This window comes from Gordonia sp. WA4-43 (assembly GCF_020520305.1).
In the GTDB taxonomy this organism is placed as follows: domain Bacteria; phylum Actinomycetota; class Actinomycetes; order Mycobacteriales; family Mycobacteriaceae; genus Gordonia; species Gordonia hongkongensis.
Genome location: NZ_CP084736.1, coordinates 2575702 through 2601263, shown reverse-complemented (window position 1 = coordinate 2601263; position 25562 = coordinate 2575702). Strand labels below are relative to the sequence as shown.

General features: G+C 68.0%; 23 protein-coding genes and 2 pseudogenes. 12 read left to right on the top strand and 13 right to left on the bottom strand.

The window, feature by feature from the left end; genetic code table 11:
- Positions 1-11: 11 nt before the first annotated feature.
- Positions 12-1613, bottom strand: coding sequence for a fatty acyl-CoA synthetase (locus tag LEL84_RS11660; protein WP_226514146.1), 1602 nt, complete (start codon positions 1611-1613; stop codon positions 12-14).
- A 77-nt stretch (positions 1614-1690) separates the two neighbouring features.
- Between LEL84_RS11660 and LEL84_RS11655 the strand changes: the two genes are divergently transcribed.
- Positions 1691-2509, top strand: coding sequence for a helix-turn-helix transcriptional regulator (locus tag LEL84_RS11655; RefSeq protein ID WP_223258898.1), 819 nt, complete (start codon positions 1691-1693; stop codon positions 2507-2509).
- Positions 2510-2541: 32 nt separating this feature from the next.
- Here LEL84_RS11655 and LEL84_RS11650 read toward each other — a convergent pair whose 3' ends face one another.
- The 7 genes and pseudogenes from LEL84_RS11650 to LEL84_RS11620 form a co-directional block, all read right to left on the bottom strand.
- A complete protein-coding gene (locus LEL84_RS11650) occupies positions 2542-2907 on the bottom strand; it encodes a hypothetical protein (RefSeq protein WP_226514145.1) in 366 nt (121 codons plus the stop codon).
- On the bottom strand, positions 2908-4164 hold the full coding sequence (gene ribB / locus LEL84_RS11645) for a 3,4-dihydroxy-2-butanone-4-phosphate synthase (RefSeq protein WP_226514144.1): 1257 nt from the start codon (positions 4162-4164) through the stop codon (positions 2908-2910).
- The gene (locus LEL84_RS11640) at positions 4161-4697 is read right to left on the bottom strand and encodes a flavin reductase family protein (protein WP_226514143.1); all 537 of its coding nucleotides are present in this window, start codon (positions 4695-4697) and stop codon (positions 4161-4163) included. Before LEL84_RS11640 ends, ribB begins: the two co-directional genes overlap by 4 nt.
- 69 nt (positions 4698-4766) lie before the next feature.
- Complete coding sequence (locus LEL84_RS11635) at positions 4767-5180, bottom strand: SRPBCC family protein (protein ID WP_226514142.1); 414 nt, start codon at positions 5178-5180, stop codon at positions 4767-4769.
- Position 5181: 1 nt separating this feature from the next.
- A pseudogene (locus LEL84_RS11630) lies at positions 5182-6351 on the bottom strand (LLM class flavin-dependent oxidoreductase).
- 109 nt (positions 6352-6460) lie between these two features.
- Positions 6461-6871 (bottom strand): globin domain-containing protein, encoded by a 411-nt coding sequence (locus LEL84_RS11625; protein WP_226514141.1) that lies wholly within the window; start codon positions 6869-6871, stop codon positions 6461-6463.
- Between the two features lie 132 nt (positions 6872-7003).
- Positions 7004-7866 (bottom strand): annotated as a pseudogene (locus tag LEL84_RS11620) (helix-turn-helix transcriptional regulator).
- Positions 7867-8037: 171 nt separating this feature from the next.
- Between LEL84_RS11620 and LEL84_RS11615 the strand changes: the two are divergent.
- On the top strand, positions 8038-9057 hold the full coding sequence (locus LEL84_RS11615; protein WP_226514140.1) for a zinc-dependent alcohol dehydrogenase family protein: 1020 nt from the start codon (positions 8038-8040) through the stop codon (positions 9055-9057).
- A gap of 40 nt (positions 9058-9097) precedes the next feature.
- Complete coding sequence (locus tag LEL84_RS11610; RefSeq protein ID WP_065632591.1) at positions 9098-9511, top strand: cupin domain-containing protein; 414 nt, start codon at positions 9098-9100, stop codon at positions 9509-9511.
- Positions 9512-9579: 68 nt separating this feature from the next.
- On the opposite strand, the gene LEL84_RS11605 is transcribed toward LEL84_RS11610, so the two are convergent.
- The gene (locus LEL84_RS11605) at positions 9580-10245 is read right to left on the bottom strand and encodes an enoyl-CoA hydratase/isomerase family protein (protein WP_226514139.1); all 666 of its coding nucleotides are present in this window, start codon (positions 10243-10245) and stop codon (positions 9580-9582) included.
- Positions 10242-10901, bottom strand: coding sequence for a helix-turn-helix domain-containing protein (locus LEL84_RS11600; RefSeq protein ID WP_226514138.1), 660 nt, complete (start codon positions 10899-10901; stop codon positions 10242-10244). The genes LEL84_RS11605 and LEL84_RS11600 overlap by 4 nt, the downstream gene beginning before the upstream one ends.
- A 318-nt stretch (positions 10902-11219) precedes the next feature.
- Here LEL84_RS11600 and LEL84_RS11595 point away from each other — a divergent pair, with 318 nt between their 5' ends.
- Positions 11220-16718, top strand: coding sequence for a carboxyl transferase domain-containing protein (locus LEL84_RS11595; RefSeq protein WP_226514137.1), 5499 nt, complete (start codon positions 11220-11222; stop codon positions 16716-16718).
- A gap of 181 nt (positions 16719-16899) precedes the next feature.
- Here LEL84_RS11595 and LEL84_RS11590 read toward each other — a convergent pair whose 3' ends face one another.
- Entirely contained in the window at positions 16900-17400 is a 501-nt protein-coding gene (locus tag LEL84_RS11590) for an SRPBCC family protein (RefSeq protein WP_226514136.1), read from the bottom strand.
- Positions 17401-17448: 48 nt separating this feature from the next.
- Complete coding sequence (locus tag LEL84_RS11585; protein ID WP_226514135.1) at positions 17449-18438, bottom strand: AraC family transcriptional regulator; 990 nt, start codon at positions 18436-18438, stop codon at positions 17449-17451.
- 121 nt (positions 18439-18559) lie between these two features.
- Here LEL84_RS11585 and LEL84_RS11580 point away from each other — a divergent pair, with 121 nt between their 5' ends.
- From LEL84_RS11580 to LEL84_RS11545, 8 genes are all read left to right on the top strand, one after another.
- A complete protein-coding gene (locus LEL84_RS11580; RefSeq protein ID WP_226514134.1) occupies positions 18560-19795 on the top strand; it encodes a cytochrome P450 in 1236 nt (411 codons plus the stop codon).
- Between the two features lie 3 nt (positions 19796-19798).
- Positions 19799-20836 (top strand): NADH:ubiquinone reductase (Na(+)-transporting) subunit F, encoded by a 1038-nt coding sequence (locus LEL84_RS11575; protein ID WP_413466961.1) that lies wholly within the window; start codon positions 19799-19801, stop codon positions 20834-20836.
- A 28-nt stretch (positions 20837-20864) separates the two neighbouring features.
- Complete coding sequence (locus LEL84_RS11570; protein WP_065632480.1) at positions 20865-21176, top strand: EthD family reductase; 312 nt, start codon at positions 20865-20867, stop codon at positions 21174-21176.
- A gap of 1 nt (position 21177) precedes the next feature.
- Positions 21178-21999: an IclR family transcriptional regulator gene (locus LEL84_RS11565; RefSeq protein ID WP_226514133.1), complete on the top strand. Its 822-nt coding sequence runs from the start codon at positions 21178-21180 to the stop codon at positions 21997-21999.
- Between the two features lie 43 nt (positions 22000-22042).
- The gene (locus LEL84_RS11560; protein ID WP_226514132.1) at positions 22043-22846 is read left to right on the top strand and encodes a 2-keto-4-pentenoate hydratase; all 804 of its coding nucleotides are present in this window, start codon (positions 22043-22045) and stop codon (positions 22844-22846) included.
- Positions 22847-22878: 32 nt separating this feature from the next.
- Positions 22879-23676, top strand: a complete 798-nt coding sequence (locus LEL84_RS11555; protein ID WP_226514131.1) for a 2-keto-4-pentenoate hydratase — start codon at positions 22879-22881, stop codon at positions 23674-23676.
- 1 nt (position 23677) lies between these two features.
- Positions 23678-23884: a tautomerase family protein gene (locus tag LEL84_RS11550; RefSeq protein ID WP_058249708.1), complete on the top strand. Its 207-nt coding sequence runs from the start codon at positions 23678-23680 to the stop codon at positions 23882-23884.
- Between the two features lie 682 nt (positions 23885-24566).
- Positions 24567-24905: a transposase family protein gene (locus LEL84_RS11545; RefSeq protein ID WP_226514297.1), complete on the top strand. Its 339-nt coding sequence runs from the start codon at positions 24567-24569 to the stop codon at positions 24903-24905.
- Between the two features lie 215 nt (positions 24906-25120).
- Here LEL84_RS11545 and LEL84_RS11540 read toward each other — a convergent pair whose 3' ends face one another.
- A complete protein-coding gene (locus LEL84_RS11540; protein ID WP_226514130.1) occupies positions 25121-25546 on the bottom strand; it encodes a tautomerase family protein in 426 nt (141 codons plus the stop codon).
- Between the last annotated feature and the right edge of the window lie 16 nt (positions 25547-25562).

Below are 25562 nucleotides of genomic sequence, written 5' to 3'. Positions count from 1 at the left end.
AACCAGCGGGTTCAGCCTTCACCCGAGGCGATGTCGGCGTAGTGGTCACGGAGGTCGCGCTTGAGGATCTTGCCGCTGGGGTTCTTGGGCAGGGACTCGCTCGCGATTACGATCTTCGGGATCTTGTACGGCGCGAGCCGGTCTCGACAGTGCTGGGTGATCGACCCCGTGTCGATCGTGTAACCGGGGGCCGGTACCACCACCGCCGCAACGGCTTCCACCCAGTAGGGATGCGGAACGCCGATGACCGCCGCTTCCTGCACGGCAGGGTGTTCGAACAACACTTCCTCGACCTCACGGCTCGACACGTTCTCGCCGCCGGTCTTGATCATGTCCTTCTGCCGATCGACCACCCACAGGTATCCGTCGCCGTCGAAGTAGCCGAGATCGCCGCTGTGGAACCAGCCCCCGCGGAACGACTCGGCCGTCTTCTCGGGCAGGTTGAGGTAGCCGACGGTCACCTGCGGGCTGCGATGCACGATCTCGCCGACGGTGCCCGCAGGGACGGTCCGGCCGTCGGAGTCGACGATCCTGGTCTCGACGTTCAGTGCGGGGCGGCCGGCGGACCCGCCGCGCGTGGCCTGGTCGTCGGGCGCCAGAACCGTGGCGAGCGAGCCCATCTCGGTCTGGCCATAAAAGTTCCGGAGACGAAGGCCGGGGAGGGCTGCGGTCAGTTCGCCCAGCACCTCGACGGGGAGCGCGGAGGCCCCGTAGTAGCCCTTCCGCAGCGACGACAGCGCATCCGGGTCGAAGTCGGGGGAACTCAGCAACGAGATCCACACCGTCGGCGGGCAGAAGAGTTTGGTCGCGCTCTCCTGCGCCACAGTGCGGAGAAGCGTTGCGGCGTCCGGACGGTCGAGGATGATGCTGGTCGCGCCCAGCATCATGTCGGTGATGAGGAAGTTGTCCAGTTGCGCGCAGTGGTAGAGCGGAAGCGAGTGAACCTCGATGTCGTCGTCGCTCATCCCGCCCGAGACAACGCAACTCATGTACTGCCACATGAGCGTTCGGCTCGTGTGCATCGCGCCCTTCGGTCGCGACTCGGTGCCGGAGGTGTACATGATGCGGATGACATCGTCGTCGGCGACGCGGACATCGGGCAGCGGCCCGGCCGGTTCGCGCACCCAGTCGTCGACGGAAGGCCATCGGGAATCGGAAAGGTCGGGACCGAGCGGGATCGACCGACGCACGGTCACCGGTGCGGTCGATGCGGCGATCGCCTCGTCGGCGGTGGGCACGAGCGCGTCTTCGACAATCAGGCCGGACGCACCGCAGTCGTCGAGGATGTACGCGATCTCCGACGCGGTGAGCATGAAGTTGATCGGAACCGAGATGACCCCGATCCGCGCGGCGGCGAAGATGACCACGGGGAATTGCCAGCAGTTGTGCGACAGGATGCCGAGGGTCTGCCCCTGCCGCAGGCCGGCGGCGTGCAACGCGGCGGCGACCCGGTCGACCGCGTCGTCGAACTCCCGGAAGGTCAGGCGGGTGTCACGGTGGATGACGGCCGGCTTGTCGGGCGTCCGGGCGGCCGGCCTGCGCGGGATGTCGCCGAGCGAGTGCGACCGCGCCGCGCCGATCAGGTCGGTGCCGAGGGGAGGAGTCGTCGTCATGGGCGGGTGCCTCTCGATCCGGTGGGATTGGGCGACCCGGACCGCTGGTCACGGGTCGATGGGTACTGTTCGTAGCTATGCGCGGTAGTTCTGAGCCGGGCGCCCGACGCAGGCCCGGCGCCGATCCGGTGTCGCCTCGCGGGGGATGGCAGGACCTGCTGTCGCGTCGGCAGATGCTCGGGGTCCTGGCGGTTCTCGAGCAGTGCGAACACGCGGCCGGCGGTCAGGACTTCAAAGAGGGCCTGGTCGAGGCCATCTCCACGTACTTCGGGGTTCGTGACGTGACGTTCTTCCACGGCCGCACCTACAGCGAGATCTTCGACGACCCGGCACCGCTGCTGACCGGCGCCGCGGCCCCGCTGTTGCGGGACTACCGCGAACGATGGCGCGACAAGGACATCTTCGCGCTGCCGCGCGCTCGGCGGGTCCTCACGGCCGAGGGATTCGCGACCCTCGAAGAACTGTCGCGCCTGCCGGTCCCGCAGCGCTCCTATGTCGTGGACTATCTGCACCCCAACGACATGGAGACCGCGTCGGCCCTGCACCTGCCGCTCTCCGACGGTGAGGCCCTCGTCGGCATGTTCGACCGCGTCCGGAAGTGGGACGAATCGGACCTGCTCGCGATGCGCATCCTCGCGCGGCAGCTGCGGGCTCGATCCACGACGGTGTCCGCGGCGCACGAGCCCGTCGATCCGCTGGCAGCACTCACGCCGCGACAGCTCGAGGTCGCCGAACTCGTCAGCGACGGCCTGAGCAACGCCGAGATCGCCCAGCGCCTGTCGCTGTCGGAGCTGTCGGTGAAGAAGTACGTGAGCCGCATCTTCGACGCCGCTGGGTTGCGCAACCGGGCCGAGCTCGCGACCGCGGTGCTGCGTTCGCGCCGGCGGGCTCGCTGAGCGGCCCGGCGCTGCGGTGAGGCCCGGAGCGGTCACGACGCAGGCGTCGGGGTGTACGCGATGACGGTCAGCCCGTTCGGTGAACGCAGGGGCACGCGCGTCTCGTGACCTCCCACCGACTTCTCGCCGACATGCCAGCCCAGCGACCGCGCGACGTCGATCGTGGCTGCCAGATCGGCGGTCCGCGCGAGGAGGGACCAGGCCGGCCCGTCGGTCTCGTCGGAGACGCTCAGCGCATCCCAGGCCGCCCAGGCGGACCCGTCGGAGAACCTGGGTGATCCCATCACGGCTTCGACGTCACCGGCGACGCCGGCCCACCGGTCGGTCGCGTGCATCACCGTCACCCGCTCGAACAGTGAGCCGAATCCGGCTCTCTCCGTGCTCTTGTCGTCGGACATTCAGACCACCGCCGTCGATGTCGCTGCCACGGACGGCGTCAGCCGGTGGCCGAGCCGGTCGCGCTTGGTGGCGAGGTATCCGGCGTTGTCCGCGGTGGCCTCGATCTCGAGTCCGACGGTCTCGACGACCTCGATGCCGTGGTAGGCCAGCCCGTCGACCTTGGCCGGATTGTTGGTCAGCAACCGGACTCGTCGGATGCCGAGATCGTCCAGCACCGCCGCCGCGTCCCGATAGTCCCGGCTGTCGACGGGCTGACCGAGACGCAGGTTCGCGTCGACGGTGTCGACGCCGTCGAGGTCCTGTAGTCGGTAGGCGGCGATCTTCGCCGAGAGACCGATACCGCGTCCTTCGTGGCCGCCGACGTACACCACGACCCCGGCTCCGGCGTCCGCGACGTGCTGGAGTGCGGCTCGCAGCTGGGCGCCACAGTCGCATCGGCGCGAGCCGAGCGTGTCCCCGGTGAGGCATTCGCTGTGGATGCGCACGAGCGGTTCGCCCTGCGCGGGCTCGCCGAACACGAGTGCGAGATGTTCTGCGCCACTGAATGATCGGTACACGGTGGCCTCGAAGATCCCGTGATCGGTCGGCAGCGCGCAGGTCGCGCCACGTTCCACCGAGCGGCCTGCGCGGCGGTGGGCCACCAGATCGGCGATGGAGATCCCCGCGAGTCCGTGACGCGCGGCGAAATCCCGGACGTCTGCCCCGCCGAGCATCGCGCGCCGGTCCGGGCTGACGAGTTCACAGATGAGACCGGCAGGTTCGAGACCGGCTGCGGCGCAAAGGTCCACGGCTGCCTCGGTGTGTCCGCGACGCTCCAGGACCCCGCCCGGCCTGGCACGCAGTGGCATCACATGGCCCGGCCGGGTGAGGTCTGCCGGACCGACCTCGCGGTCGGCAAGGGCGCGGATGGTCCGGGCCCGGTCGGCCGCGCTGATCCCGGTCGTGACACCGACCGCGGCATCGACGCTGACGGTGAACGCGGTGCCGAGGGGGTCGGTCGGGTCGTCGACCATCGGGGGCAGTTCCAATGCGGCAACACGATCCGCGGTCATCGCGACGCACAGGAAGCCGGAGGTGCACTCGAGGAAGAAGGCGATGTCGTCGACGTCGGCGAATTGTGCCGGCATCACGAGATCGGCCTCGTTCTCGCGGTCGGCGTCGTCGACGACGATGACCGGACGCCCGAGGCGGAGCTGGTCGAGACACCGTTCGACGGCGGCGGTGCTGTCCGTGGGCACCCGGTCCTCGTGGCTCATCGGTGTGCCCGCAATCCGTGGAACAGCGAGCGATGGAAGATCAACGGTTCGCTGGCGGCGGGAACGGAGAGGGCGTCGACCCGTCCCACGACGAGCTCGTGATCGCCGGTCGGGCGGTGCTCGTCGATGGTGCACTCGATCCACGCATGCGCACCCGCCAGCCGAGGGGAGCCGTTGCCGGACGGGGTCCATTCCACGCCCGCGAACTTGTCGGCGCCGCTCCGGGCGAAGGTGCGCGCCAGGACATGCTGATCCTCGGACAGCACGTTCGCGCAGAAGGAGCCGTTCGCCACGACCGACGGCAGCGTCGTCGAGGTGATGCCGGCGAAGAAGCCGACCAGCGGCGGCTCCATCGAGATCGAGGTGAAGGAGCCGACGGTCATCCCCACGGGCGAACCGTCCGGGCCGGCCGACGTGATGACCACGACGCCGGAACCGAAGTGCGCGAGCACTTCACGGAACCGGTCGCGGACCGACGCCTGGTCGTCGGCGTACACGGACGCGACGTCGTCGGCGATGTGACTGGTGTTCATGGAAGTCCTTCCGATGCGGCCGCGGCGGGTGCGGGGTCAAGGACACACGCACCCGCCGGGCAACCGGGATCAGGCCGGGACGGCCTTGGTGGCCAACTCGTCGAGGGCGGCCGCGTAGATACCTTCGATCGCGGTGGCGAGTTCGGCTTCCACCGTTGCGGATTCGGCGCCGAACTTCGCTGACCAGTGAACCGAGCAGGTGTCGTCGCCGACTGCCGTGACCGAGATGGTCGAGCGGTAGTGCTCGAGCGGAAGCGGGCCGTCGATGTACTCGTAGGAGTACGTACGTGCCTCCTCGTCGAAGGCGACGATGCGCTCGCGCGCCGGTGCGCCGTCGGTGAAGACCACGTGACGGACGTCGCCGTCCATCCGTGATGCGTCGATGGCCGGAATCCACGCCGCCACACCGCCGGTGTCACCGATCCACGACCACACGTCCCCGGCGGACAGCGGGAAGTCCTTGGTCACTTCGATGCTCGCCATGTCACACCCGTCCCAGTTCGGCTTCGTACTTCTTGGTCATGTGCTCGACGGCCTTGACGTGTTCGGCCGCTTGTCCTTCGCGGACCGCCTGGGCGCGCGCCGCGGCGTCGATCATCGGTTGCGCCTGCCCCTGGAAATACGGCATGACGTCCTGGGCGAACAATTCGTAGGAACGCCGGGTGGCCTGCGGGTTCGCCCAGTCGTGACCCTGGATCAGCAGCGTGCCGAAACCGCCGGACTGGTCGATCAGGCGCTGGACCTGTGCACGTGCCTCGTCGGCGGTGCCGATGACGCCGATGCCGGAGGTGTTGATGAAGTCGATCATCTCGTGCTTGTTGGTGCCGCGGACGTCCATCTGCGGGAAGGCCGCCACGTGCTGGAGGTAATTGAACCAGTACTCGATGCCGTGTTCGACGTCCTGGTAGGCCTGCTCCTTGGTCTCCGCGATGTGGAAGGGCCCGACCAGTCGCCACGTCGACCGGTCCACCTCGTCGCTGCGTCCTGACTGGGCGGCGAACTCCTCGAGCAGACCCCAATGATGTTGCAGTGCACTGAAACCGTCGGCGGTCAGCGTGGCAGCGATGGACAGCAGGCCGATGCCGTACTTGCCGGCGAGCCGCGCACCGGTCGGCGACGCGATCGCGGCGACCACGACGTCGAACAGCGGATCCGAATAGGGGGCCATCTGGATCTTCGCGTCGAACAGTTCGTGGGTGCGGGTCTTGGCGGTCACCGTCTCGCCGCGGAGGAGGCGCATGATGATGTCGGTGTTCTCCGCGAGCAACTCCCGGGTGTCGATCTGCGAGAGGCCGAGCATCGCGGCGTCGGTCGGGAGCGATCCGGGCCCGAGGCCGAACAGGGCGCGGCCGCGGGTCAGGTGATCGAGCATGATCATGCGTTCGGCCGCCCAGAGCGGGTTGTGGTACGAGACCGAGGTGACACCCGTGCCGAGTTTGATGCGACTGGTGCGTTCTCCTGCGGCCGCGATCAAGATCTCGGGCGACGCTTAGATCTCGGCGCCCGCGGAATGATGCTCGCCGAACCACGCCTCGTCGTATCCCAATTGCTCGAGGTACTGGACGAATTCGAGATCCCGCTGCAGCAGCAGCGTCGGGTTCTGTCCCGGTTCGTGGATCGGGGCGAGGAACGTGCCGAACTTCAGTCTGGTCATCGGAACTCCTGTGTGACGTGAGAGGTACACATCAGAAGCTATGACTCAGGACACAGCGAGATAAGTCCGCAAAAGTAGACATTCGGTGGCGGCGACCGGCCGCCGCCGTTCAGTCGGTGACGGCCGGATACGCGTCGAGCATCAGGCCGGCGACCGCACCGAGAGCGTCCTTCCAGGCGGCGGTCATCTCATCGGTCCACTCCGCGCCGCCGCGCTCGGCCATCGTCGCGATGAGCGCACCGGCCACCCAGCCGTACATCTCGGGCGTCACGCCGAGGTCGTTGTGCCGGCGTCCCAGCGCGCCGAGTGTTCGGCCGAGCCACTCGGCGTCGTCGAGGTGGTCGAGGACGGCCCCGATGGCTTCTTGGAGCATGGTCGCCTGGGGTCGAAGGTCCGTGCCGAACATCGGCCGGACCTCCGGATGTTCGGCGAACAATCGGTCGTAGAAGTCGAGCATCAACTTCTGTTCGTCGTCGATGACCAGGGAAAGGCTGTCCTGCAATACCTCTGGGTTCAACATGGGGGGCTGCACCTCGTCGGAGTCGTGCGGTGTGACAATGACACAGTGTTTGTATCTCTGTAACATCTAGCACGACGCAAGGCGTTTTATCAGCGGAACGGCCGGACCGGCAGGATCTGACTGACGCGCGACTCAGAAGCCGGCGACCTCACTGGCCGCATAGGAAGCGAGCAATTGCAGGCGTTCCGCGCTGGGGGAGCCGGGCTCGGCGGTGTAGATCATCATGATCGTCCCGGGATCGGCGGTGACGGCGAGCTCTTCATAGGCCAGCGTCAGTTCGCCGACCACCGGGTGGTGGAAGCGTTTCGTCCCGGTGCCGTGCGTCCGGACGTTGTGCGCGGCCCAGAGTGTGCGGAAAGTGTCGCTGCGCGTGGACAATTCGCCCACGAGATCCTGGAGCGCCTTGTCGTGCGGATCGCGGCCCGCCTCGGCCCGCATGATGGCGACGCACATCTCGGCGAACAGATCCCAGTCCGGGTAGAAGTCACGACAGGGTCGAGGAACTGGAAGCGGGCCAGGTTCGGCGTGCGGCCGCCGTCGCCGATGACCGGCGAATAGAAGGCTCGGCCGAGGGCGTTGGTGGCCAGCAGGTTCTGATGCGAGTCGCGCACGAAGGCGACGGCGTCGGTGATGGCGTCGAGTGCCCAGGTCAGGCTGTGGCGCGAGGCCGTGGCCTTCGCCGAACGACGCCTCGTGCGTCCGGAGGCGGGTATCCCGTCGGCGGCCCGGGCGAGGTCGAGCAGGTGGGCGCGCTCGGTGTCGTCGAGTTGCAGGGCTCGCGCGAGTGATTCGAGGACCGACGACGACGCGCCGGCGATGGTGCCCCGTTCCAGGCGGGAGTAATACTCGACGCTCACCCCGGCGAGGGTCGCGACCTCGCTGCGTCGAAGACCGGGCACGCGGCGATTACCGCCGGCCGGGAGCCCTGCGGTCTCGGGCGTGATCTTCGCGCGGCGCGACATGAGGAACTCGCGAACCTCGGCACGGTTGTCCATACGCCCAGCGTAGGACGGGCGGCGGCCTCGAGGGGTGCCCTGTCAGTACACCTCCCGACAGGAACTGTCGCGGACGCGACGCAAGCGGTTGCCTTGATGGGTGACCGCGGCTGCCGTCGTGCTCGTCTCGTGAGGCGAGCAGGTGGCGGAACCGACTGACGAGGAGAACACATGCGCGGAGTGATCATGGACGCCCCCGGCGCCATCCGGGTGGCCGATCGCGAGAACCCGACCATCCAGGAACCGACCGACGCGATCGTCAAGATCGCCGCGACCTGCGTCTGCGGGTCGGATCTCTGGCCGTACCGCGGCATCGAAGACGTCGACCACGCGCCGATGGGCCACGAGTACGTCGGCACCGTCACTGAGGTCGGGGACCAGGTGTCGTCGATCAGGGTGGGCGACTTCGTGGTGGGGTCGTTCTTCGCCTCGGACAACACCTGCGAGATCTGCCGCGCCGGCTACCAGTCCCGGTGTGTGCACGCCGAGCCGATGGGCGCCCTCGGCACGCAGGCCGAATACGCTCGGATTCCGCACGCCGACGGCACGCTCGTCCCGACTCCCGGTCAGCCGGATGCCGACCTGATCCCGTCGCTGCTCGCGGCATCGGACGTGCTCGGCACCGGTTGGTTCGGTGCCGTGGCGGCTGAGGTGGGTCCGGGTAAGACCGTGGCCGTCGTCGGCGACGGCGCGGTCGGACTGCTCGGTGTGCTGGCCGCGAAACAGCTGGGCGCCGAACGCATCATCGCGATGAGCAGACACGCCGACCGGCAGGCGCTCGCCCGCGAGTTCGGGGCGACCGACATCGTCTCCGAACGCGGCGACGAGGGCGTGGCCAGGATCAAGGAGCTCACCGACGGGCTCGGCGCGCATTCGGTCATCGAAGCCGTCGGCACGCATGAGTCGATGATGCAGGCGATCCGGTCCACCCGGCCGGGCGGCCACGTCGGTTACGTCGGCGTCTCGCATGACGTCGAGCTACCCGGTCTCGAGCTGTTCTTCTCCGGCGTCCACCTGCACGGCGGACCCGCCCCGGTCCGACGCTTCCTGCCCGACCTGATCGACCTCATCTGGAAGCGGGAGATCGATCCCGGCAAGGTCTTCGACCTCACCCTCCCCCTCGACGACGCCGCCGAGGGATACCGCGCCATGGACGAGCGCCGTGCGACCAAGGTGCTGCTCACCGTCTGACCTCGGTCGGTACCCTCACGGCAAACGAAAGGTGTTCAGCATGAAGATCACTCGCAGTTCCATCGACACCGTCAAAGGTCCCGGCGACTGGTTCACCGGCGACGTCTACATCGATGCGGCGGCCGCCTCGCCACCGCCGTCCCGGGTGTCGGCAAGCCTCGTCCATTTCATGCCGGGGGCGCGGACGCACTGGCACCGGCACCCGCTCAGCCAGACGGTCTTCGTCACCGAGGGGATCGGCCTGTGCCAGCGGCGCGGTGGCCCCATCGAGGTCATCCGCCCCGGCGATCGCGTCCTCTTCGAAGCCGACGAGGAGCACTGGCACGGAGCCGCCCCCACGCGCCTGATGGTCCATCTCGCGATCAACGAGGGCGACGACGACCACGATGTCGTGCAGTGGCTGCAACCGGTCACCGACGAGGAGTACGGGCAGGCGCCGGATCTCGGGATCTGATCAGTCGAACCCGACGGTGGCCGGGGTCTTCGGGGTTGCCTGACACGTCAGCAGCCTGGATCGTTCTGTCATGATCGAGCTCGGCCATGCCGCAATGCCGTCGTCACCGACTCGAACATCGTCGACTTGATGGCCCCGAGGGTAGTGCGATCCTTTCCGGCGATCGGTGCCAGTTTGGCGAGGGCAGCATCGACGAGGTCGCCTTCGGGTGCGGCCCCATCGATCAGGCCAGCGTCTATGGCTTCGGTGCTTCCGAAGCGATGACCGGTGCTCATCGCGACGAGCGCTGCCTGCGGGGTGAGTTTGGCCTGGATGAGCGCGGCCATCCCGGGGGTGAACGGGATGTTGATGTCCACCTCCGGGAAGCAGTAGTAACCGCGGTCGACGCGCATGATCCGGAAGTCGTGCGCGATGGCGAGCATCGCTCCCGCCCCGAAGGCGTGACCGTTGACCGCTGCGACGGTCGGCAGCGAGAACGTGAGGATGCGGGCGAACAGCGTTTGTACGGCCTCGACGTACCAGTCGGCTCGATCGCCGTTGGCGATGAGCCAGTCCAGATCGAGGCCGTTGGAATAGAACTTGCCGTGGCCGACGGTGACCAGGCCTCGAGCGTTCGACTCGACGTCGTCCAGGTGGGACGCAACGGCATCGAGCCACTCTGGGGAGAAGCGGTTCTCGTCGTCACCGATGGTCAGGATGGCGATGTCGTCCTGATAGTCCAGTGAAGCTGTCATGACGGGTCCTTTCGCGAAGAAGTGGACTGATGCGATGGTTCGGTTGGGGTGAGGGACAGTACGGCGCGGACCGCCGTTGCAATGCGTTCGCGGGTTGCGGCATCGGGGGTTCTCCTGCCGCGCAGAAGCAATGCAGTCGGAAGTTCGACCACGCAGTCTCTGATGACGGACACGGCGTCACGGTCTGCGCGCTGCCAGACCGCCTGGGACAACTCGACGAACAACGACGTCAACGACCGGTCGAGACCGCGGAGCTCCCTCGCGAGGTCGTCGGGAAGGTCATCGGACCCAAGCAGTTCTCCGCGATCGACCGTGAGTAGGAAGCCACCCCGCACAGGAGCTTCGAGCAAGAACCGTGCGGGCGCATCCGCGGCGACGACGACGGCTTCGACTGCGGAGTCACTGCGGCCGTCGCCGCCGGTGAGGACCGCGTCGACCGCTTCGCGCTGAGCGGCGAGGAATTGCTCGGCAGCGCGCAACCACACCCTTCCCACGAGACCCGCGCGCGACCCGAACGCGTGATAGATCGCGCCGTTGGACATCGAGGTGAGCTCCGACAGCGCACGAACCGTCACCGCCGCAGGGCCGGCCCGGACCGCCAAGCCCTCGGCCGCATCCATCAACTGCTCGAGGTCGTGCGTGCGAGGACGAGGCATGACGAAACTCTAACAGAGCACGCGCTCTGTAATGCCACCGCAGCCCGGGTCGACCCCGACTCGGGTTCGATGCCGTTCTTCCCGGCGACTGTCGCCGAGGTGCCCGTGCTTCGAGAAGCCTGACGGTTGCGCGAAAAGGCCGCCTGAAGTCCGGATCGCGTGGTTTCACCCACCTCGCGACGCGCCGTACTCGCGCGTAGCGATTTGACTCGTAAGAATCACAGCGTCGAACCACCCCGCGCGTCCCGGATCGCCACTGAGCTGGGCCGCTGCGCTGTACCGTACCTGCGGACCTTCAACCGCACGACGACGACGTGAATGGAGCCGGTGTTGTTTTCTCGTATCGCCATCGTGAACCGAGGTGAGGCCGCGATGCGGCTCATCCACGCCGTTCGGGGCCTCTCGGAAGAGACCGGGCAACTCATCGAGGTCATCGCGCTGCACACCGATGTGGACCGCAACGCGACGTTCGTACGTGAGGCGGACGTCGCATACGACCTCGGGCCCGCGGCGTCGCGTCCGTACCTGAACATGAAGGTGCTCGAGCACGCCTTGCTGGAGACCGGCGCCGACGCGGCATGGGTCGGCTGGGGCTTCGTGGCCGAGGACCCGCTGTTCGCCGAACTCTGCGACCGCATCGGCGTCACCTTCGTCGGGCCGTCGGCCGAGGCGATGCGCAAACTGGGCGACAAGATCGGCGCCAAGCTCATCGCCGAAGAAGTCGGCGTCCCGGTGGCGGCGTGGAGCCGCGGCGGTGTGGACACCCTCGACGAAGCCGTGGCCGCGGCAGCCCAGATCGGCTATCCGCTGATGCTGAAGGCCACCGCCGGCGGTGGTGGCCGCGGCATCCGCAAGGTCACCAGCGACGCCGATCTCCGTGACGCCTACACCCGCACCCGCGAGGAGGCCGAGCGCGCCTTCGGTAGTGGCGTGGTGTTCCTGGAACGACTCGTCACCGGCGCGCGCCACGTGGAGGTCCAGGTCATCGCCGACGGCCAGGGCACCGCGTGGGCGCTGGGCGTCCGCGACTGCTCGGTTCAGCGACGCAACCAGAAGATCATCGAGGAATCCGCGTCGCCGGTACTTCCCGCCGACCGGGTCGCCGAGCTCAAGGCGTCGGCCGAGCGGCTCGCCGTGGCCGTGGGATACCGCGGCGCGGCCACCGTCGAGTTCCTCTACCACCCGGGCGAGAACCTGCTCGCGTTCCTCGAGGTCAACACCCGCCTGCAGGTGGAACACCCCATCACCGAGGCGACGACCGGCTTCGACCTGGTCCGTGCCCAGCTGCACGTGGCGTCGGGCGGCCGCCTCGAGGGTGAGCCCCCGGTCGAGCGCGGGCATGCCATCGAAGCCCGCCTCAACGCCGAGGATCCCGACCGCGACTTCGCCCCCGCGCCCGGCCGTATCGACCTGCTCGAGCTGCCCGCCGGCCCCGGTATCCGCGTCGACACCGGCGTCAGCGAGGGCGACACCATCCCCGCCGATTTCGACTCGATGATCGCCAAGATCATCGCCTACGGACGGAACCGCGACGAGGCCCTCGGCCGCCTCCGCCGGGCCATGCGCGAGACCCGCGTGATCATCGCCGGCGGCGCGACCAACAAGAGCTTCGTGCTGGAGCTGCTCGCGCAGCCGCAGGTCATCGACGGTAGCGCGGACACCGGCTGGATTGACCGCGTGCGTGCCGAAGGAGGCCTCGTCGCCAACCGGCACTCGGCGATCGCGCTGATCGCCGCCGCCATCGACGCGTACGAGGAAGAGGAACTCGTCGAGCGGCAGCGGCTGATGTCGACGGCCTCCGGCGGTCGTCCGCAGGTACAGCACGACAGCGGCCGTCCGCTCGATCTGAAGTTGCGCGGCGTCGCCTATCGCGTCCGGGTCGGGGCCATCGGCGCGCATCGCTTCCGCGTGACCATCGAGGCGCCGGGCGAGATCCGCACCGCCGATGTCGACCTCGAACGCTTCGACGAGCACGCCGCGCAGCTCGTGGTCAACCGGGTGCGCTACCGCCTGCTCACCGACACCCACGGACCGATCCACCTCGTCGACGTGGACGGCGTCACCCACCGCGTCAGCCGTGACGAGGGTGGTGTGGTGCGCTCGCCCGCGCCGGCGCTCGTCGTCGCGACGCCGCTGCAGGCCGGCGACGAGGTCGACGCGGGCGCCCCCATCCTCGTGCTGGAGAGCATGAAGATGGAGACCGTCCTGCGCGCGCCGGTGCGCTCACGTGTCAAGGAGTGCGCGGTGTCGGTCGGCACCCAGGTGGAGACGGGCGCGACCCTGATGCGCCTCGAACCGCTCGCCGACGACGAGGACGACGCCGTCGAGGAGGTGGCCGCCGGCGCCGTCGACCTGGAGCTGCCTGCCGAGCTCGAGGTCGATCCCACCGAACGCACCACCCGGAGTCAGGAAGACCTCCGCAGCCAGCTGCTCGGCTTCGACGTCGACCCGAACCACCGGATGCGCCTGCTCGACGAGTACCTCGCCGTACGGCGCGCCGCATTCGACAGCGGCCGTCGTCCGCTGGCCGACGAACTCGAACTGGTGACGGTGTTCGCCGACCTGGCCGAGCTGAGCCAGAACCGGCCGTCGAGTCACGAGGTCGGTGTCGAGCACGTCCACAGCGCACGCGAGAACTTCCACACTTACCTGCAGAGTCTCGACGTCGAACGCGACGGGCTGCCCGCGGCGTTCCACGACCAGCTGAGCCGCGCGCTCAGCCACTACGGCGTGACCGACCTCGAGCGCACCCCGGAGCTCGAGGCCGCGGTGTTCCGGATCTTCCTCGCGCTGCAGAACCCGAACGACTCGGCCGCGGTGATCAGCTCGCTGCTGTTGGAATGGCTCGACGAGCCGACCCCGCGCGACGAACTGCGCGACGCGGTGGGCACGGCCCTCGACCGCCTCGTCGCCGCCACCCAGGTCCGCTTCCCGGCCGTCGCCGACCTCGCCCGCGGCGTCATCTACGCCTGGTACGGCCAGCCGCTGCTGCTGCGCGACCGCGCCCGCGTCTACAGCAATGTGCGCAAGCAGCTCAAGTACCTCGACGAGAACCCCGACGCCGCCGACCGCACGAGCCGCATCGACGACATGGTGCGCAGCACCGAACCGCTCGTCCGGCTTCTCGGCCAGCGCATCGAGCGGCACGCCGACAACACGGTGATGCTCGAGGTGCTGACCCGGCGTTACTACGGCAACCGCGGCCTCGCCGACATCCGGATCCGGGAGGCCGGCGGGGCGACGTTCGTGGTCGCCCAGCGAGATGCCGGTGACATCGCTTCGGCCGCAGTCGGTTTCGACGCCCTGCCGGCGACGATCGGCGGACTCGCCGAACTCGCCCGCGACACCGCCGCGGTCGATGCCGACATCTACCTGGCGTGGGAGCAGCAACCCGACGACTTCGACGTGCTCGCCGGGACACTGCACGACATCGTCGCCACCAGTTCGCTTCCGCCGCAGGTGCACCGCGTCACCATCACGGTCGCCGGCAGTGCCGATGCGCGGATGCATCACCACGTGACCTTCCGGCCGTCGGCGACCGGTATGGCCGAGGAACGCCTGATCCGCGGACTGCACCCCTACATCGCGCAGCGCATGCAGATGGAACGGCTCCGCAAGTTCGACCTCACCCGACTGCCGTCGTCGGACGACGAAGAGGTCTACCTCTTCCGTTGTGTCGCACGGGAGAACGCGTCGGATCGCCGTCTCGTCGCCTTCGCGCAGGTCCGCGACCTGACCGCACTGCGCGACCAGGACGGCCGCCTGCTGACGCTGCCGACCGCCGAGGCGGCGCTCGCGTCGTGCGTCGACTCGATCCGGCGCGCGCAGCGCGGTTCCACCAACCTGTCCAGCGCCAACCGGATCATCATGTACGTGTGGCCGCCGATCGACGTCGACGCCGACGTCCTCGACGCGATCGCCGACCACATCCGCGGCACGACACAGGGAGTGGGGCTCGAAGAGGTCCAGCTCATCGCGCGTCGCCGCGACCGCGACACCGGCGAGCTGAGCAAGGTCTCGGTCCATTTCTCGGTCAACCCGACCGGCGGGTTCGACGTCCGGGTCGTCGACCCGACCGACGAGCCGATCGAACCGGTCGACGAGTACCGCCAGAAGGTGCTGCGGGCAGCGAAGCGCAACACCGTCTATCCGTACGAATTGGCCGCCATCCTGGGCGATTTCACCGAGTACGACCTCGACGCCGAGCAGCGTCTGGTGCCGGTCGACCGGGCCAAGGGTCGCAACTCCGCGGCGATCGTCGCCGGTGTGGTCACCACCCCGACCGAGAAGTACCCGCGCGGTGTCACCCGCGTGGTCCTGCTCGGCGACCCGACGAAATCGCTGGGCGCACTGGCGGAACCGGAGTGCAGCCGGCTGGTCGCGGCGCTCGACCTCGCCGAGCAGATGCAGGTCCCGCTCGAGTGGTACGCACTGTCGTCGGGCGCGCGGATCTCCATGGATTCCGGCACGGAGAACATGGACTGGATCGCCCGGGCGCTGAAGCGCATCGTCGAGTTCACGCAGGCCGGCGGTGAGATCAACATCGTCGTGGCCGGGATCAACGTGGGCGGGCAGCCGTACTGGAACGCCGAGGCGACGATGCTCATGCACACCAAGGGCATCCTCGTGATGACACCGGAGTCGGCCATGGTGCTCACCGGCAAGCAGTCGCTGGACTTCTCCGGCGGTGTGTCGGCGGAGGACAACTTCGGCATCGGCGGTTACGACCGCGTCATGGGCCCCAACGGTCAGGCGCAGTACTGGGCGCCGAATCTCGGTGCCGCACGGGATCTTCTGATGGCTCACTACGAGCACACCTACGTGGCGTCGGGCGAGCAGACCCCGCGTCGCGCGATCACGAGCGACCCGGTGGACCGCGACATCTCCGACTACCCGCACGTCCTGGCGGGCAGCGACTTCACCACGGTCGGGCAGATCTTCTCGGCGGCCACCAACCCGGACCGCAAGAAGCCCTTCGACATCCGCACGGTGATCCGCGCCGTCGCCGACCAGGACCACCCGGTGCTGGAGCGCTGGGCGGGGATGGCCGACGCGGAGACCGCGGTGGTGTGCGATCTGCACATGGGCGGAATCCCGGTGTGCCTGTTGGGTATCGAGTCGAGGGAGGTGCCGCGCCGGGGATACACCCCCACGGACGGTCCCGACACCTACACGGCCGGCACGCTGTTCCCGCAGTCGTCGAAGAAGGCGGCGCGCGCGATCAACGTGGCCAGCGGAAACCGACCGCTCGTGGTGCTGGCCAACCTGTCCGGGTTCGACGGATCGCCGGAGTCGTTGCGCAAGCTCCAGCTGGAGTACGGCGCGGAGATCGGGCGGGCCATCGTGAACTTCGAGGGCCCCATCGTGTTCTGCGTGATCTCGCGCTACCACGGTGGTGCATTCGTGGTGTTCTCGAAGGCGTTGAACCCCAACATGACCGTGCTCGCGATCGACGGGTCGTTCGCGTCGGTGCTCGGCGGTGCCCCCGCGGCGGCGGTGGTCTTCGCCGGCGATGTGGCCAAGCGGGTGAGTGCCGACGCGCGGGTGCGTGAACTCGAGGCGGAGACCGCACAGGCCACCGGCCCAGACCGCTCACGGCTCAACGCCGAGCTGGCCGATCTGCGTCAGTCGGTGCGCGCGGAGAAGATCAGCGAGATCGCCGCGGAGTTCGACGCGGTGCACAGCATCCGACGCGCCGTCGAAGTCGGTTCGGTCGACGCGGTCATCCAGGCCGACGAGCTCCGGCCCCAGATCATCGGCGCGATCGAGAAGTCGCCGGCGTGGGGTCGGCAGGACTCGCAGGTGGCCAGCTCGTAGAGCCTGCGCTCCTTGATCCGAAAGAGCCTGTTTGTGCTAGGAGCGAGCCCAACTACTGCTCCCTGAGGTGCGAGGAGCGCAAGCGACGAGCCTCGAAGGGCCTGGTGAGACGCCTTGCGGGACCCTTCGTGACGCTCGCAAGCTCGCTCCTCAGGGAGCGGGGCCAGGTCGTTCTTCCGGATCAGGGAGCAGAGACGCGTTCGACGATCTCCTTGATCGCCGCGAGGGTGACCGGGATCCCCGACAACGCGGCGTCGCGGCGCTGCTCGAGTTGGGCGTCGGCGTCGTCCCCGAACCGCTGTGCGAACAGCTCGAAGCCGCCCGGGTGGACGGCCCAGGACTCGGTCAGCGTCGCGCCGTCACCGTCGGGTGTGATCGTGTACGACCAGCGGACGGCGTTCTCGTTCACCATCCACGCGAACTCCCGTGGTTCATCGGCGACGACGACCCGTGAGCGGGTTTCCCACACGCGTTCGGGGGTTTCATTGCGGCCGTGGAAGTAGGCGCCCACCACGGGTCCGGTCGCCGGGTCCTCCCACCAGCAGGCCTTGCAGATCGGGCTCCACTCGCCGGTGCGCGCGATGTCGGTCACCACGTCCCAGACCTGCTGAGGCGTGGCGTCGACGGCGATGGACTCGGAGTGGGTGAATCGGGCACTGCGTTCGGTGTCGCTGGTCGTCATGGGTCCCTTCCTGCGGTCGCGTACGGACCATCCTAGGGAGGGCACTGCTCAGAGAGCGGCGGTCCGGTACCGAGACGGACTGACCCCGAAGGCCCGGCTGAAAGCGCGACTGAAGTGCGACGGGTCGCGGAACCCGACCTGGGCGCAGATGTCGGCGACGCCGAGCTCGCTCTGGGCGAGCAGGGCGCGGGCCTTCTCGAGGCGTCGAGCGTACAGCCAGGCCCGCGGTGTCGTGCCGGTGGTGCTGAACAGCTTGTGCACGTAGCGCACCGACATGCCGACCTCGGCGGCCACGAGCGCGACGGTGTGGTCGGGATCGTGGAGGTGCCCCAGCATCGCGTTCTGGACGACCCGCAGGTCGGCGGCATGTATCCGGTCGGTCGCAGTGCGGGGTGAGATCTGCTCGGTCACCGCACCCGCGACCATGTCGAGCACGGCGGTCGCCACCGTGGCGGACGCGGGCACCGAGATTCCCTGCACCTGGGCTGCGACGTCGACCAGGAAGCCCGACACCAGCCGTCCGATGCCCGAGTCGACCGCGATCGCGCGGCCCGTCGCGTCGTCGATGACGTCGTGTGTCGTCCGTGCGGCGAGCTGCTCGCGCGGGGCGCGGACCACGATCTGCTCGAACTCGGTGGCGCCGCTGACCACGAAAGGTGCAGTGGCGTCGATGATCCCGAAGGCGCCGTGCTGCAGGAGTCCGGTCCGCTCGCCCTGCGCGATCGTGGCTGCTCCCCGCGTGATGAGGCACAGCAGATAGTCGTCGGCCGGATCGGATTCGATCATCGCCGGCGTGCGCACGACGGTGTGCGGATCGGCGCGGACCACGCTGACCGACAGGGCGCCGACGGGTCGGGCGACGATCTGTGCGGTGAACGGGCGTCGGTCCTGGGGCCAGTCGATGTCCATCTCGCAGAAGGTGGCGTCGAGGGCCTCGGCCCACCGCACCCGGCCCTCGGCACTCGCAAGCTCGCGGGTGCTCAGTTCCACGGATCCGGCGGTGCGCGCGGAGTCATCCATCGGTGCGTTCGCAGTCATTCTCTCCCACCACCTCCACCCATAGTGTTCCAGATCACAAGACATCGCCGACGTGGCCGGCGGCATGACCGAACGAGCCGGCCCCAGACAACAGATATCCGGAACGACAACGGAGAGTCACATGACCGCAGTACAGCCCTCCCACGAGGTCACCCCGAAGTTCGTCGAAGAGATCACGATGGCCGAGCTGGAGGCCGATCCGTACCCCTTCTACGAGCGGCTCCGAAAGGAGGCGCCGGTGGCGTTCGTGCCGTCACTCGGGATGTACATCGTCTCGACCCGCGAACTCTGCATGCAGATCGCGAAGGACTCGGACACCTGGCCTGCGGTGATCTCCCCGGCCGGCGGACGCACGTTCGGCCACGGTGCGCTGCTCAACTCGAACGGCCCCGAGCATCGCGACCTGCGCGACATGGTCGAGCCGCATCTGCAACCGTCGGCTGTCGACGACTACATCGACGATCTGGTGCGTCCGTTCGCACGCGAACTGCTGGAGCGGATCGAGGACAACGGTTCGGCCGACATCGTCGCCGAGTACTGCGAACCGGTCAGTGTCCGTGCCCTCGGCGACCTGCTGGGCCTCGGAGATGTGAGCACGGACAGACTGCGGGAGTGGTTCCACAAGCTCAGCGGCTCGTTCACCAACTCCGCGATGACGCCCGACGGCGAGTTCGCCAATCCCGACGGCTTCGTCCCGGGGGACGAGGCGAAGGCCGAGATCATCGCGCACGTCGACCCCAAGATCGACGAGTGGATCGTCAACCCGGATCACAGCGCGATCTCGCACTGGCTCCACGACGGGATGCCGGAAGGCCAGACGCGCAGCCGCGACGTCATCTACCCCAACCTGTATGTGTTCCTTCTCGGGGCGATGCAGGAGCCGGGACATGCGATGGCGACCACACTCGCCGGTCTGTTCAGCCGGCCGGAACAGCTGGAGCGGGTCGTCGACGATCCCGGCCTCATCCCCAGGGCGGTCGGTGAGGGTATGCGGTGGGTCGCGCCGATCTGGTCGGCGGCCGCGAAGATCGCCACCGACGAGGTCGTCGTCGGCGGTGTGACGATCCCGCAGAACTCCGTGGTGATGCTGTCCTACGGGTCGGCGAATCAGGACGAGAACGCCTACGACGCCCCGACCGCCTACGACCTCGACCGGGCCGTGATCCCGAACATGACCTTCGGTGGCGGCGTCCATGCCTGTGCCGGAACCTATTTCGCGAACAACGTGATCCGGATCGCGCTCGAGGAACTGCTGGAGACGATCCCGAACATCGAGCGAGACACCGACCACGAGGTCAACTTCTGGGGCTGGGGCTTCCGCGGTCCCAAGGAGCTCCACGTGAAGTGGGAGGTCTGAGCCGTGACCAGCACACATCGGGTTCGTATCCAGGGCTCGGACACCCCGTTCGAGGTCGCCGACGACCAGTCGGTTCTCGACGCGGTCCTACGTGCGGGGGAGTGGCTCCCGCACTCCTGCACGCAGGGAACCTGCGGGACCTGCAAGGTGCGGGTACTCGACGGCCAGGTGGCGCACAATGATTCGCCCGAGTACACGCTGACGCCGGCCGAACGGTGTGCCGGCCTGGCGCTGGGCTGTCTGGCCACGCCGTGCTCCGATCTGGTCGTCGAACCACTGGGCACCGCGTCGGACGATGGCGCACCACGGCATCCGCTGCGCGATTTCGACGGCACCGTCGTCGCCCTGGACGACATCGCCACCGACACGCGGCGACTCGTCGTCGACCTGGATGAACCGATGTCGTTCAACGCCGGTCAGTACGCGGAACTGCAGATCCCCGGAACCGGTCTCGGACGTCAGTATTCGATGGCCAACCAGCCGTCGGAACCGAAGCGCCTGGAGTTCCACGTCAAGCGCACCGTCGGTGGAAGGGCAACGGACGGTTGGATCTTCAGCGCGCTGTCGGTGGGGGAGCGGGTGGAACTCCGTGGACCGCTGGGCGAGTTCCACCTCGTCCGCGAACAGAGCGAACCGGCCATCCTCATCGGTGGGGGCACCGGACTCGCCCCGCTCAAGTCGATCGCCCGACATGCGCTCGATCACGGTCTGGTCCCCGAGCTGTACCTCTACCACGGTGGCCGACGCCGCGACGACCTTTACGACGTCGACTTCTTCCGCGACCTCGAGGCCGAGCACGGCAACTTCCACTACCGGCCCGTCCTGAGCGAGGAGCAATGGGATGGGTCGACCGGGATGGTCACCGACGCGGTCGTCGAGGACTTCCGGAGCTGTAAAGGGCTGAGCGCGTACCTGTGTGGCCCACCGGCCATGATCGAGGCCGGAGTCCGGGCGCTCAAACGTCGCCGGATGGCGCCCCGTCTCATCTTCCGCGAGGAATTCACCGTGGCGGCACCCGTGGCGACCACTGCAGCGTCGTGACATCCCGCTCGAACCCGAAAGGCAAGCCATGTACCGACTCACCGTGATCTACGGACACCCGCTCGACCCGGCGGCCTTCGACCGGCACTACGAGAACGAGCATGCCGAGCTGGTTCGCCGCATCCCCGGACTGCGGCGGTTCGCCGCAGGCAAATGCGAGTCCCTCGACGGCACCGAACCCGCCTCGTACAGTGTGGCCGAGCTGTACTTCGATTCGAAAGAGTCTCTTGGGCAGGCACTCGGCTCGCCCGAGGGGCAAGCCGCGGCCGGCGATGTCGCGAACTTCGCCACCGGCGGTGCCACCATGTTGTTCAGTGACGAGTCGACGGTGGGGCCCTGAGATGGCCGCGTTGCAGACCGTCCAGAAGATCGGCCCGGTGCTGGATCTGTTCACCGTCGAACGTCCGGAGTGGGGTGTGTCGGAGGTCGCGGGTGAGCTCGGCGTCCCCCGGTCGAGCGCACACGCGCTGCTGGCCTCACTGGTCGACATCGGCCTGCTCCAGTGCCGCGCCCGCGGCCGCTACCGCATCGGCTGGCGGGTCGTCGAGCTGAACCAGGCGTTGCAGGGCACGGTCGACGTCAAATCCTGTGCCGCACCGGCTTTGCAGGCGCTGTCGGAGAAGTTCGGCGAGACCACCCATCTCGCGGTCATGGAACGCTACCGGGTGATCTACGTCGACAAGGTGCTCGGCAATCACGTCATCAACGTGTCCGGCGCCCGGATCGGCGCCCAGCTCGACGCGCACTGCAGCGCGGCCGGCAAAGTGCTACTCGCGCAATGCGACCCGGCTCAGCTGGCCCGCAACGTGACCGACAAGCAGCTCCGGCGGTACACGTCGTCGACCGTCACGGACCCGGACGAACTGGCGGCCGAACTGAAGGGTGTGCTGCGTCGGGGGTGCGCCTTCGACCTGGCCGAAGCCGTTCCCGACGTGCATTGCGTCGCGGCTCCGATCCGCGACGAGATGGGGGTGGTCGTGGCGGCGATGTCGATCACCGCGCCCGCGACGAGATTCATCCCGGCCCAACACGAACTCCGGCGTGCGGTGATCGCGGCCGCCGCCGACGCGTCACGCGCGCTGAACACCTCGTCCGGCGACGTGTCCACGCCCATCCGGCTGCCCGAGCGCGAGGTCTCCGTCCTGCACGCGGTGGCGGGATGACCCCGCGGTCGCTGTCCCTCATCCCAGAAAGACCATGCCGCTCATGACTGACCATGCCGACGACGCCGACCTCGTCCGCACCGCCGCCGAGGCACTCCTCGACGCCTACCGCCACCACACCACGATCGAACCCCTGGCCTCGCGGTTCGCAGGCCACCCACTGTCGACCGCGTACGAGATCGCGCTCGCGCAGGTTCAGGACTGGGAGAAGAACGGCGATGCGGTGAAGGGCCACAAGGTCGGACTGGCCTCCCGCGCCATCCAACGGCAGATGGGCGTCGACCAGCCGGACTTCGGGCACCTCACCGCGAGCATGTTCCATCTCGAGCACGCCCCGATCCCGGCGGGCACCTTCATCCAGCCGCGCATCGAGCCAGAGGTCGCCTTCGTCCTCGCCAAACCGCTTCGCGGGCCGGGGGTCACGGTCGCAGAGGCCGCCGCGGCCGTCGACTTCGTGCTCCCCGCACTGGAGATCGTGGACTCGCGCATCCGCGACTGGCAGATCGGCATCTTCGACACCATCGCCGACAATGCGTCGTCGGGCGGGGTGATCCTGGGCGGACGGCCGGTGCCTCTCGTCGACGTCGACCTGCGGATGGCCGGTTGCAACCTGCATGTGAACGGTGAACTCGTCGACACCGGCGCCGGTGGTGCCGTGCTGGGATCCCCTATCAACTCGCTGGTGTGGCTGGCGAACACGGTCGGGCCGCTGGGTGTCACCCTCGAACCGGGCCACGTGGTCCTGCCCGGTTCGATGACCGCGGCCGTGCCGGTCGCACCGGGGGACACCGTGGTCGCCACCATCGCCGGACTTGGCAGCGTCACCGCGGTGCTGGCCGGCGCGTGAGTGCTCGTGTCCTCGAACCATCAGGAGAAGACGTGACAGACAACGCAATCGGCGATTGGAGTGCGGCCCGCGTCGCCGGCACGCTGCTCGCCGCCGAACGCTCGCGGACGGCGCGGACCTCGATCCACCACGAGTGGCCGGGCCTGACCCTCGACGTAGCCTATGCGGCTCAGGACATCGCGCTCGCCGATCGGCGCTCGCGCGGAGAGACCGTGACCGGGATCAAGCTGGGCCTGACATCGCGGGCCAAGCAGAAACAGATGGGCGTCGACGAACCGTCGGTCGCCTGGCTCACCGACGCGATGGTGCTGCCCGCCGGTCTGCCGGTTCCGCGTGAGCGACTCATCCATCCGCGCGCCGAGCCGGAGATCGCCTTTGTGCTCGGGCGGCCCCTCACCGGTCCCGGTGTCACCGCGGCCACAGCACTCGCCGCGGTCGACTATGCGATGGCCGCCATCGAGATCATCGACAGCCGGTACTCCGGATTCAAGTTCACCCTCGAGGATGCGGTCGCCGACAACAACTCTTCCGGCGTCTACGTGACCGGCCCGGTCATCCGCGACATCGCGGACGTCGACTTCGGGCTCGAGGCGTGCCTGTTGGAAGTCGACGGTGACATCGTCGCCACCGCGACGGGTTCAGCGGTGCTCGGTCATCCTGCCGAGGCATTGGCGTTCGCCGCCAACACCTTCGGCGCGCGGGGCGTCACCCTGGAAGCGGGCTGGGTCGTCCTCACCGGCGGCATGACGGACGCTGTGCCGGTCGAGCCGGGTAGCCGGGTCGCGGCACACTTCACCACGCTCGGCTCGATCACGATCGCGGGAGGGTGAGATGCCGTTCATCGATGTGACCATCGCCCAGGGGCGTTCACCCGACGAGGTGCGCGCGCTGATGCGCGAACTGACGGCAGCCGCCCACCGTGCGATCGGCGCGCCGATCGCGAACATCCGAGTATGCGTCCGCGAGGTCCCGACCACCCACTGGTCGGCGGGCGACGTCACCGTCGCCGAACGTCAGGCGGCGATCACGGAATCGTGAGGCGCGGGAGACCATCTTGCGCCCACACCCCCGCTCCCTGATCCGAAAAGACCGCTATACCTGCGGTCCGGCCGGCGACGGGCAGACTTCAACTCGACCGATGGACTTCGATCGAAGTCTAGGAGTCGAGTTGAAGTCTGTTGGTGACGCGGCGCGTCAGCTCTGCTCCCTGAGGAGCGCGCGGAGCTTGCGGAGGGCGCGTCAGCTCTGCTCCCTGAGGAGCGCGCGGAGCTTGCGGAGGGCGCGTCACGAAGGGTCTGGCGAGCCGGATGCGTTGCAGCGACTGGCCAGGTTGGCGGAAGTACTTCGTTCCAGCTCCAGGACGATGGTTGGTGGGTCGTAGACGTGACTCCTGTGTGACTGGTGGGGTTTCTGTTCACTACAGTCCACCACGGTTCACCGCTGGGGCGTGTGTGACATACATTGCCTGACAGGCACATTCGTCGGCAATCGGGTTGTGGATAAGTCTCGTCGTCGAACGTTTTGGGCTCTTCTGACGTCGAAGTGGGTTCCTTTTCGCGAGCCTAACGCACGCAACGCCCAGTCTCGCTTAGGTTTTGATTTGCGAAGAACAAGACCAAAGGAGTGGGCGTTGCGCACTGTCAGAGTACTGCAGAAGTTGCTCGGAATCGAGCGTGCCCGTGTTGTGGGTGTCAGGTTCGATGAGGATGACCGCGGGCAGATGGTGGTCGTGTCGCTGGAACTGCACAAGAACGCACGATCACGGTGCCCGCACTGTAAGAAGCGCTGCCCTGGTTACGATCAACCTGCGGCGCCGCGACGGTGGCGACATCTCGACATGGGCGGTTGGCGGTGCTTCCTCGAGTTGCCCGCCAAGCGTGTGCAGTGTCCTCGCCATGATGTGAAGACTGAGTTGGTTCCGTGGGCACGTCCGGAAGCGAAGATGACCAGGGCGTTCGACGACACCGTCGCACCGACGCGCCATGCGACTCGACGACGCCCTCGTCTAGTCACTGCCCCGACCACCAGACCCGCCGGCGTCGACTCCGATGCCACATGACCTTTGACAACTCCACAGTGTGAAACGCGCCGTGGCCGCGGGGATCGTGTAGCGAAAGATGCTAGTTAGCAGAAAGTTTCGCTACAGATACCAGCAGGTGCGGTTGTCGGCCCTTCGAGGCTCGTCGCGTGCGCTCCTCGCGCCTCAGGGAGCGGGGGTCGCTCGTCGCTAGCGCTCCTCGCACCCCGGGGACCAGTGGGTGTGGTCCTTGCGGCTCAGGGAGCAGTATGGCGAGCAGCACGAATCGAGATCTCCGACGCCCGGACATCACTTGCCGGCACGCCGGCGATGCCCCAATTCTCCGGCGCCACCTCGACAATCTGTCCACGGACGCCCGAGCGTTCAACGTCCAGGTGCTCGACGACGAGGTCGGTGAACGCGGCCAGAAGTTCCGAACGTTGCTGCGGCGGACGGCCTGCGAGCACGATGACGGTGAAATAGGGGGCTGCCGACCCGCCGTCGGCGACGAGCTGTCCGCCGACGGCGAGGTCGGTCGGGTCGTACTGCACGACGAAGGCGCGTACCCGCTCGATCGGTGAGTCGAGGATGCGGGAGTAGGCCGCACTCGCGGCGGTCAGCAGAGCGGCGCGCTGCTCGGTGGACGCGCTGCCGACGGGGATGTGGAAGTGTGCAACCGGCATGTTGGCTCCGTTCGGG

Coding starts and splice junctions, on each gene's coding strand:
- LEL84_RS11660 (WP_226514146.1), bottom strand. CDS start 1,613: ATGACGACGACTCCTCCCCTCGGCACCGACCTGATCGGCGCGGCGCGG.
- LEL84_RS11655 (WP_223258898.1), top strand. CDS start 1,691: ATGCGCGGTAGTTCTGAGCCGGGCGCCCGACGCAGGCCCGGCGCCGAT.
- LEL84_RS11650 (WP_226514145.1), bottom strand. CDS start 2,907: ATGTCCGACGACAAGAGCACGGAGAGAGCCGGATTCGGCTCACTGTTC.
- ribB (WP_226514144.1), bottom strand. CDS start 4,164: ATGAGCCACGAGGACCGGGTGCCCACGGACAGCACCGCCGCCGTCGAA.
- LEL84_RS11640 (WP_226514143.1), bottom strand. CDS start 4,697: ATGAACACCAGTCACATCGCCGACGACGTCGCGTCCGTGTACGCCGAC.
- LEL84_RS11635 (WP_226514142.1), bottom strand. CDS start 5,180: ATGGCGAGCATCGAAGTGACCAAGGACTTCCCGCTGTCCGCCGGGGAC.
- LEL84_RS11625 (WP_226514141.1), bottom strand. CDS start 6,871: ATGTTGAACCCAGAGGTATTGCAGGACAGCCTTTCCCTGGTCATCGAC.
- LEL84_RS11615 (WP_226514140.1), top strand. CDS start 8,038: ATGCGCGGAGTGATCATGGACGCCCCCGGCGCCATCCGGGTGGCCGAT.
- LEL84_RS11610 (WP_065632591.1), top strand. CDS start 9,098: ATGAAGATCACTCGCAGTTCCATCGACACCGTCAAAGGTCCCGGCGAC.
- LEL84_RS11605 (WP_226514139.1), bottom strand. CDS start 10,245: ATGACAGCTTCACTGGACTATCAGGACGACATCGCCATCCTGACCATC.
- LEL84_RS11600 (WP_226514138.1), bottom strand. CDS start 10,901: ATGCCTCGTCCTCGCACGCACGACCTCGAGCAGTTGATGGATGCGGCC.
- LEL84_RS11595 (WP_226514137.1), top strand. CDS start 11,220: ATGGAGCCGGTGTTGTTTTCTCGTATCGCCATCGTGAACCGAGGTGAG.
- LEL84_RS11590 (WP_226514136.1), bottom strand. CDS start 17,400: ATGACGACCAGCGACACCGAACGCAGTGCCCGATTCACCCACTCCGAG.
- LEL84_RS11585 (WP_226514135.1), bottom strand. CDS start 18,438: ATGACTGCGAACGCACCGATGGATGACTCCGCGCGCACCGCCGGATCC.
- LEL84_RS11580 (WP_226514134.1), top strand. CDS start 18,560: ATGACCGCAGTACAGCCCTCCCACGAGGTCACCCCGAAGTTCGTCGAA.
- LEL84_RS11570 (WP_065632480.1), top strand. CDS start 20,865: ATGTACCGACTCACCGTGATCTACGGACACCCGCTCGACCCGGCGGCC.
- LEL84_RS11565 (WP_226514133.1), top strand. CDS start 21,178: ATGGCCGCGTTGCAGACCGTCCAGAAGATCGGCCCGGTGCTGGATCTG.
- LEL84_RS11560 (WP_226514132.1), top strand. CDS start 22,043: ATGACTGACCATGCCGACGACGCCGACCTCGTCCGCACCGCCGCCGAG.
- LEL84_RS11550 (WP_058249708.1), top strand. CDS start 23,678: ATGCCGTTCATCGATGTGACCATCGCCCAGGGGCGTTCACCCGACGAG.
- LEL84_RS11545 (WP_226514297.1), top strand. CDS start 24,567: ATGGTGGTCGTGTCGCTGGAACTGCACAAGAACGCACGATCACGGTGC.
- LEL84_RS11540 (WP_226514130.1), bottom strand. CDS start 25,546: ATGCCGGTTGCACACTTCCACATCCCCGTCGGCAGCGCGTCCACCGAG.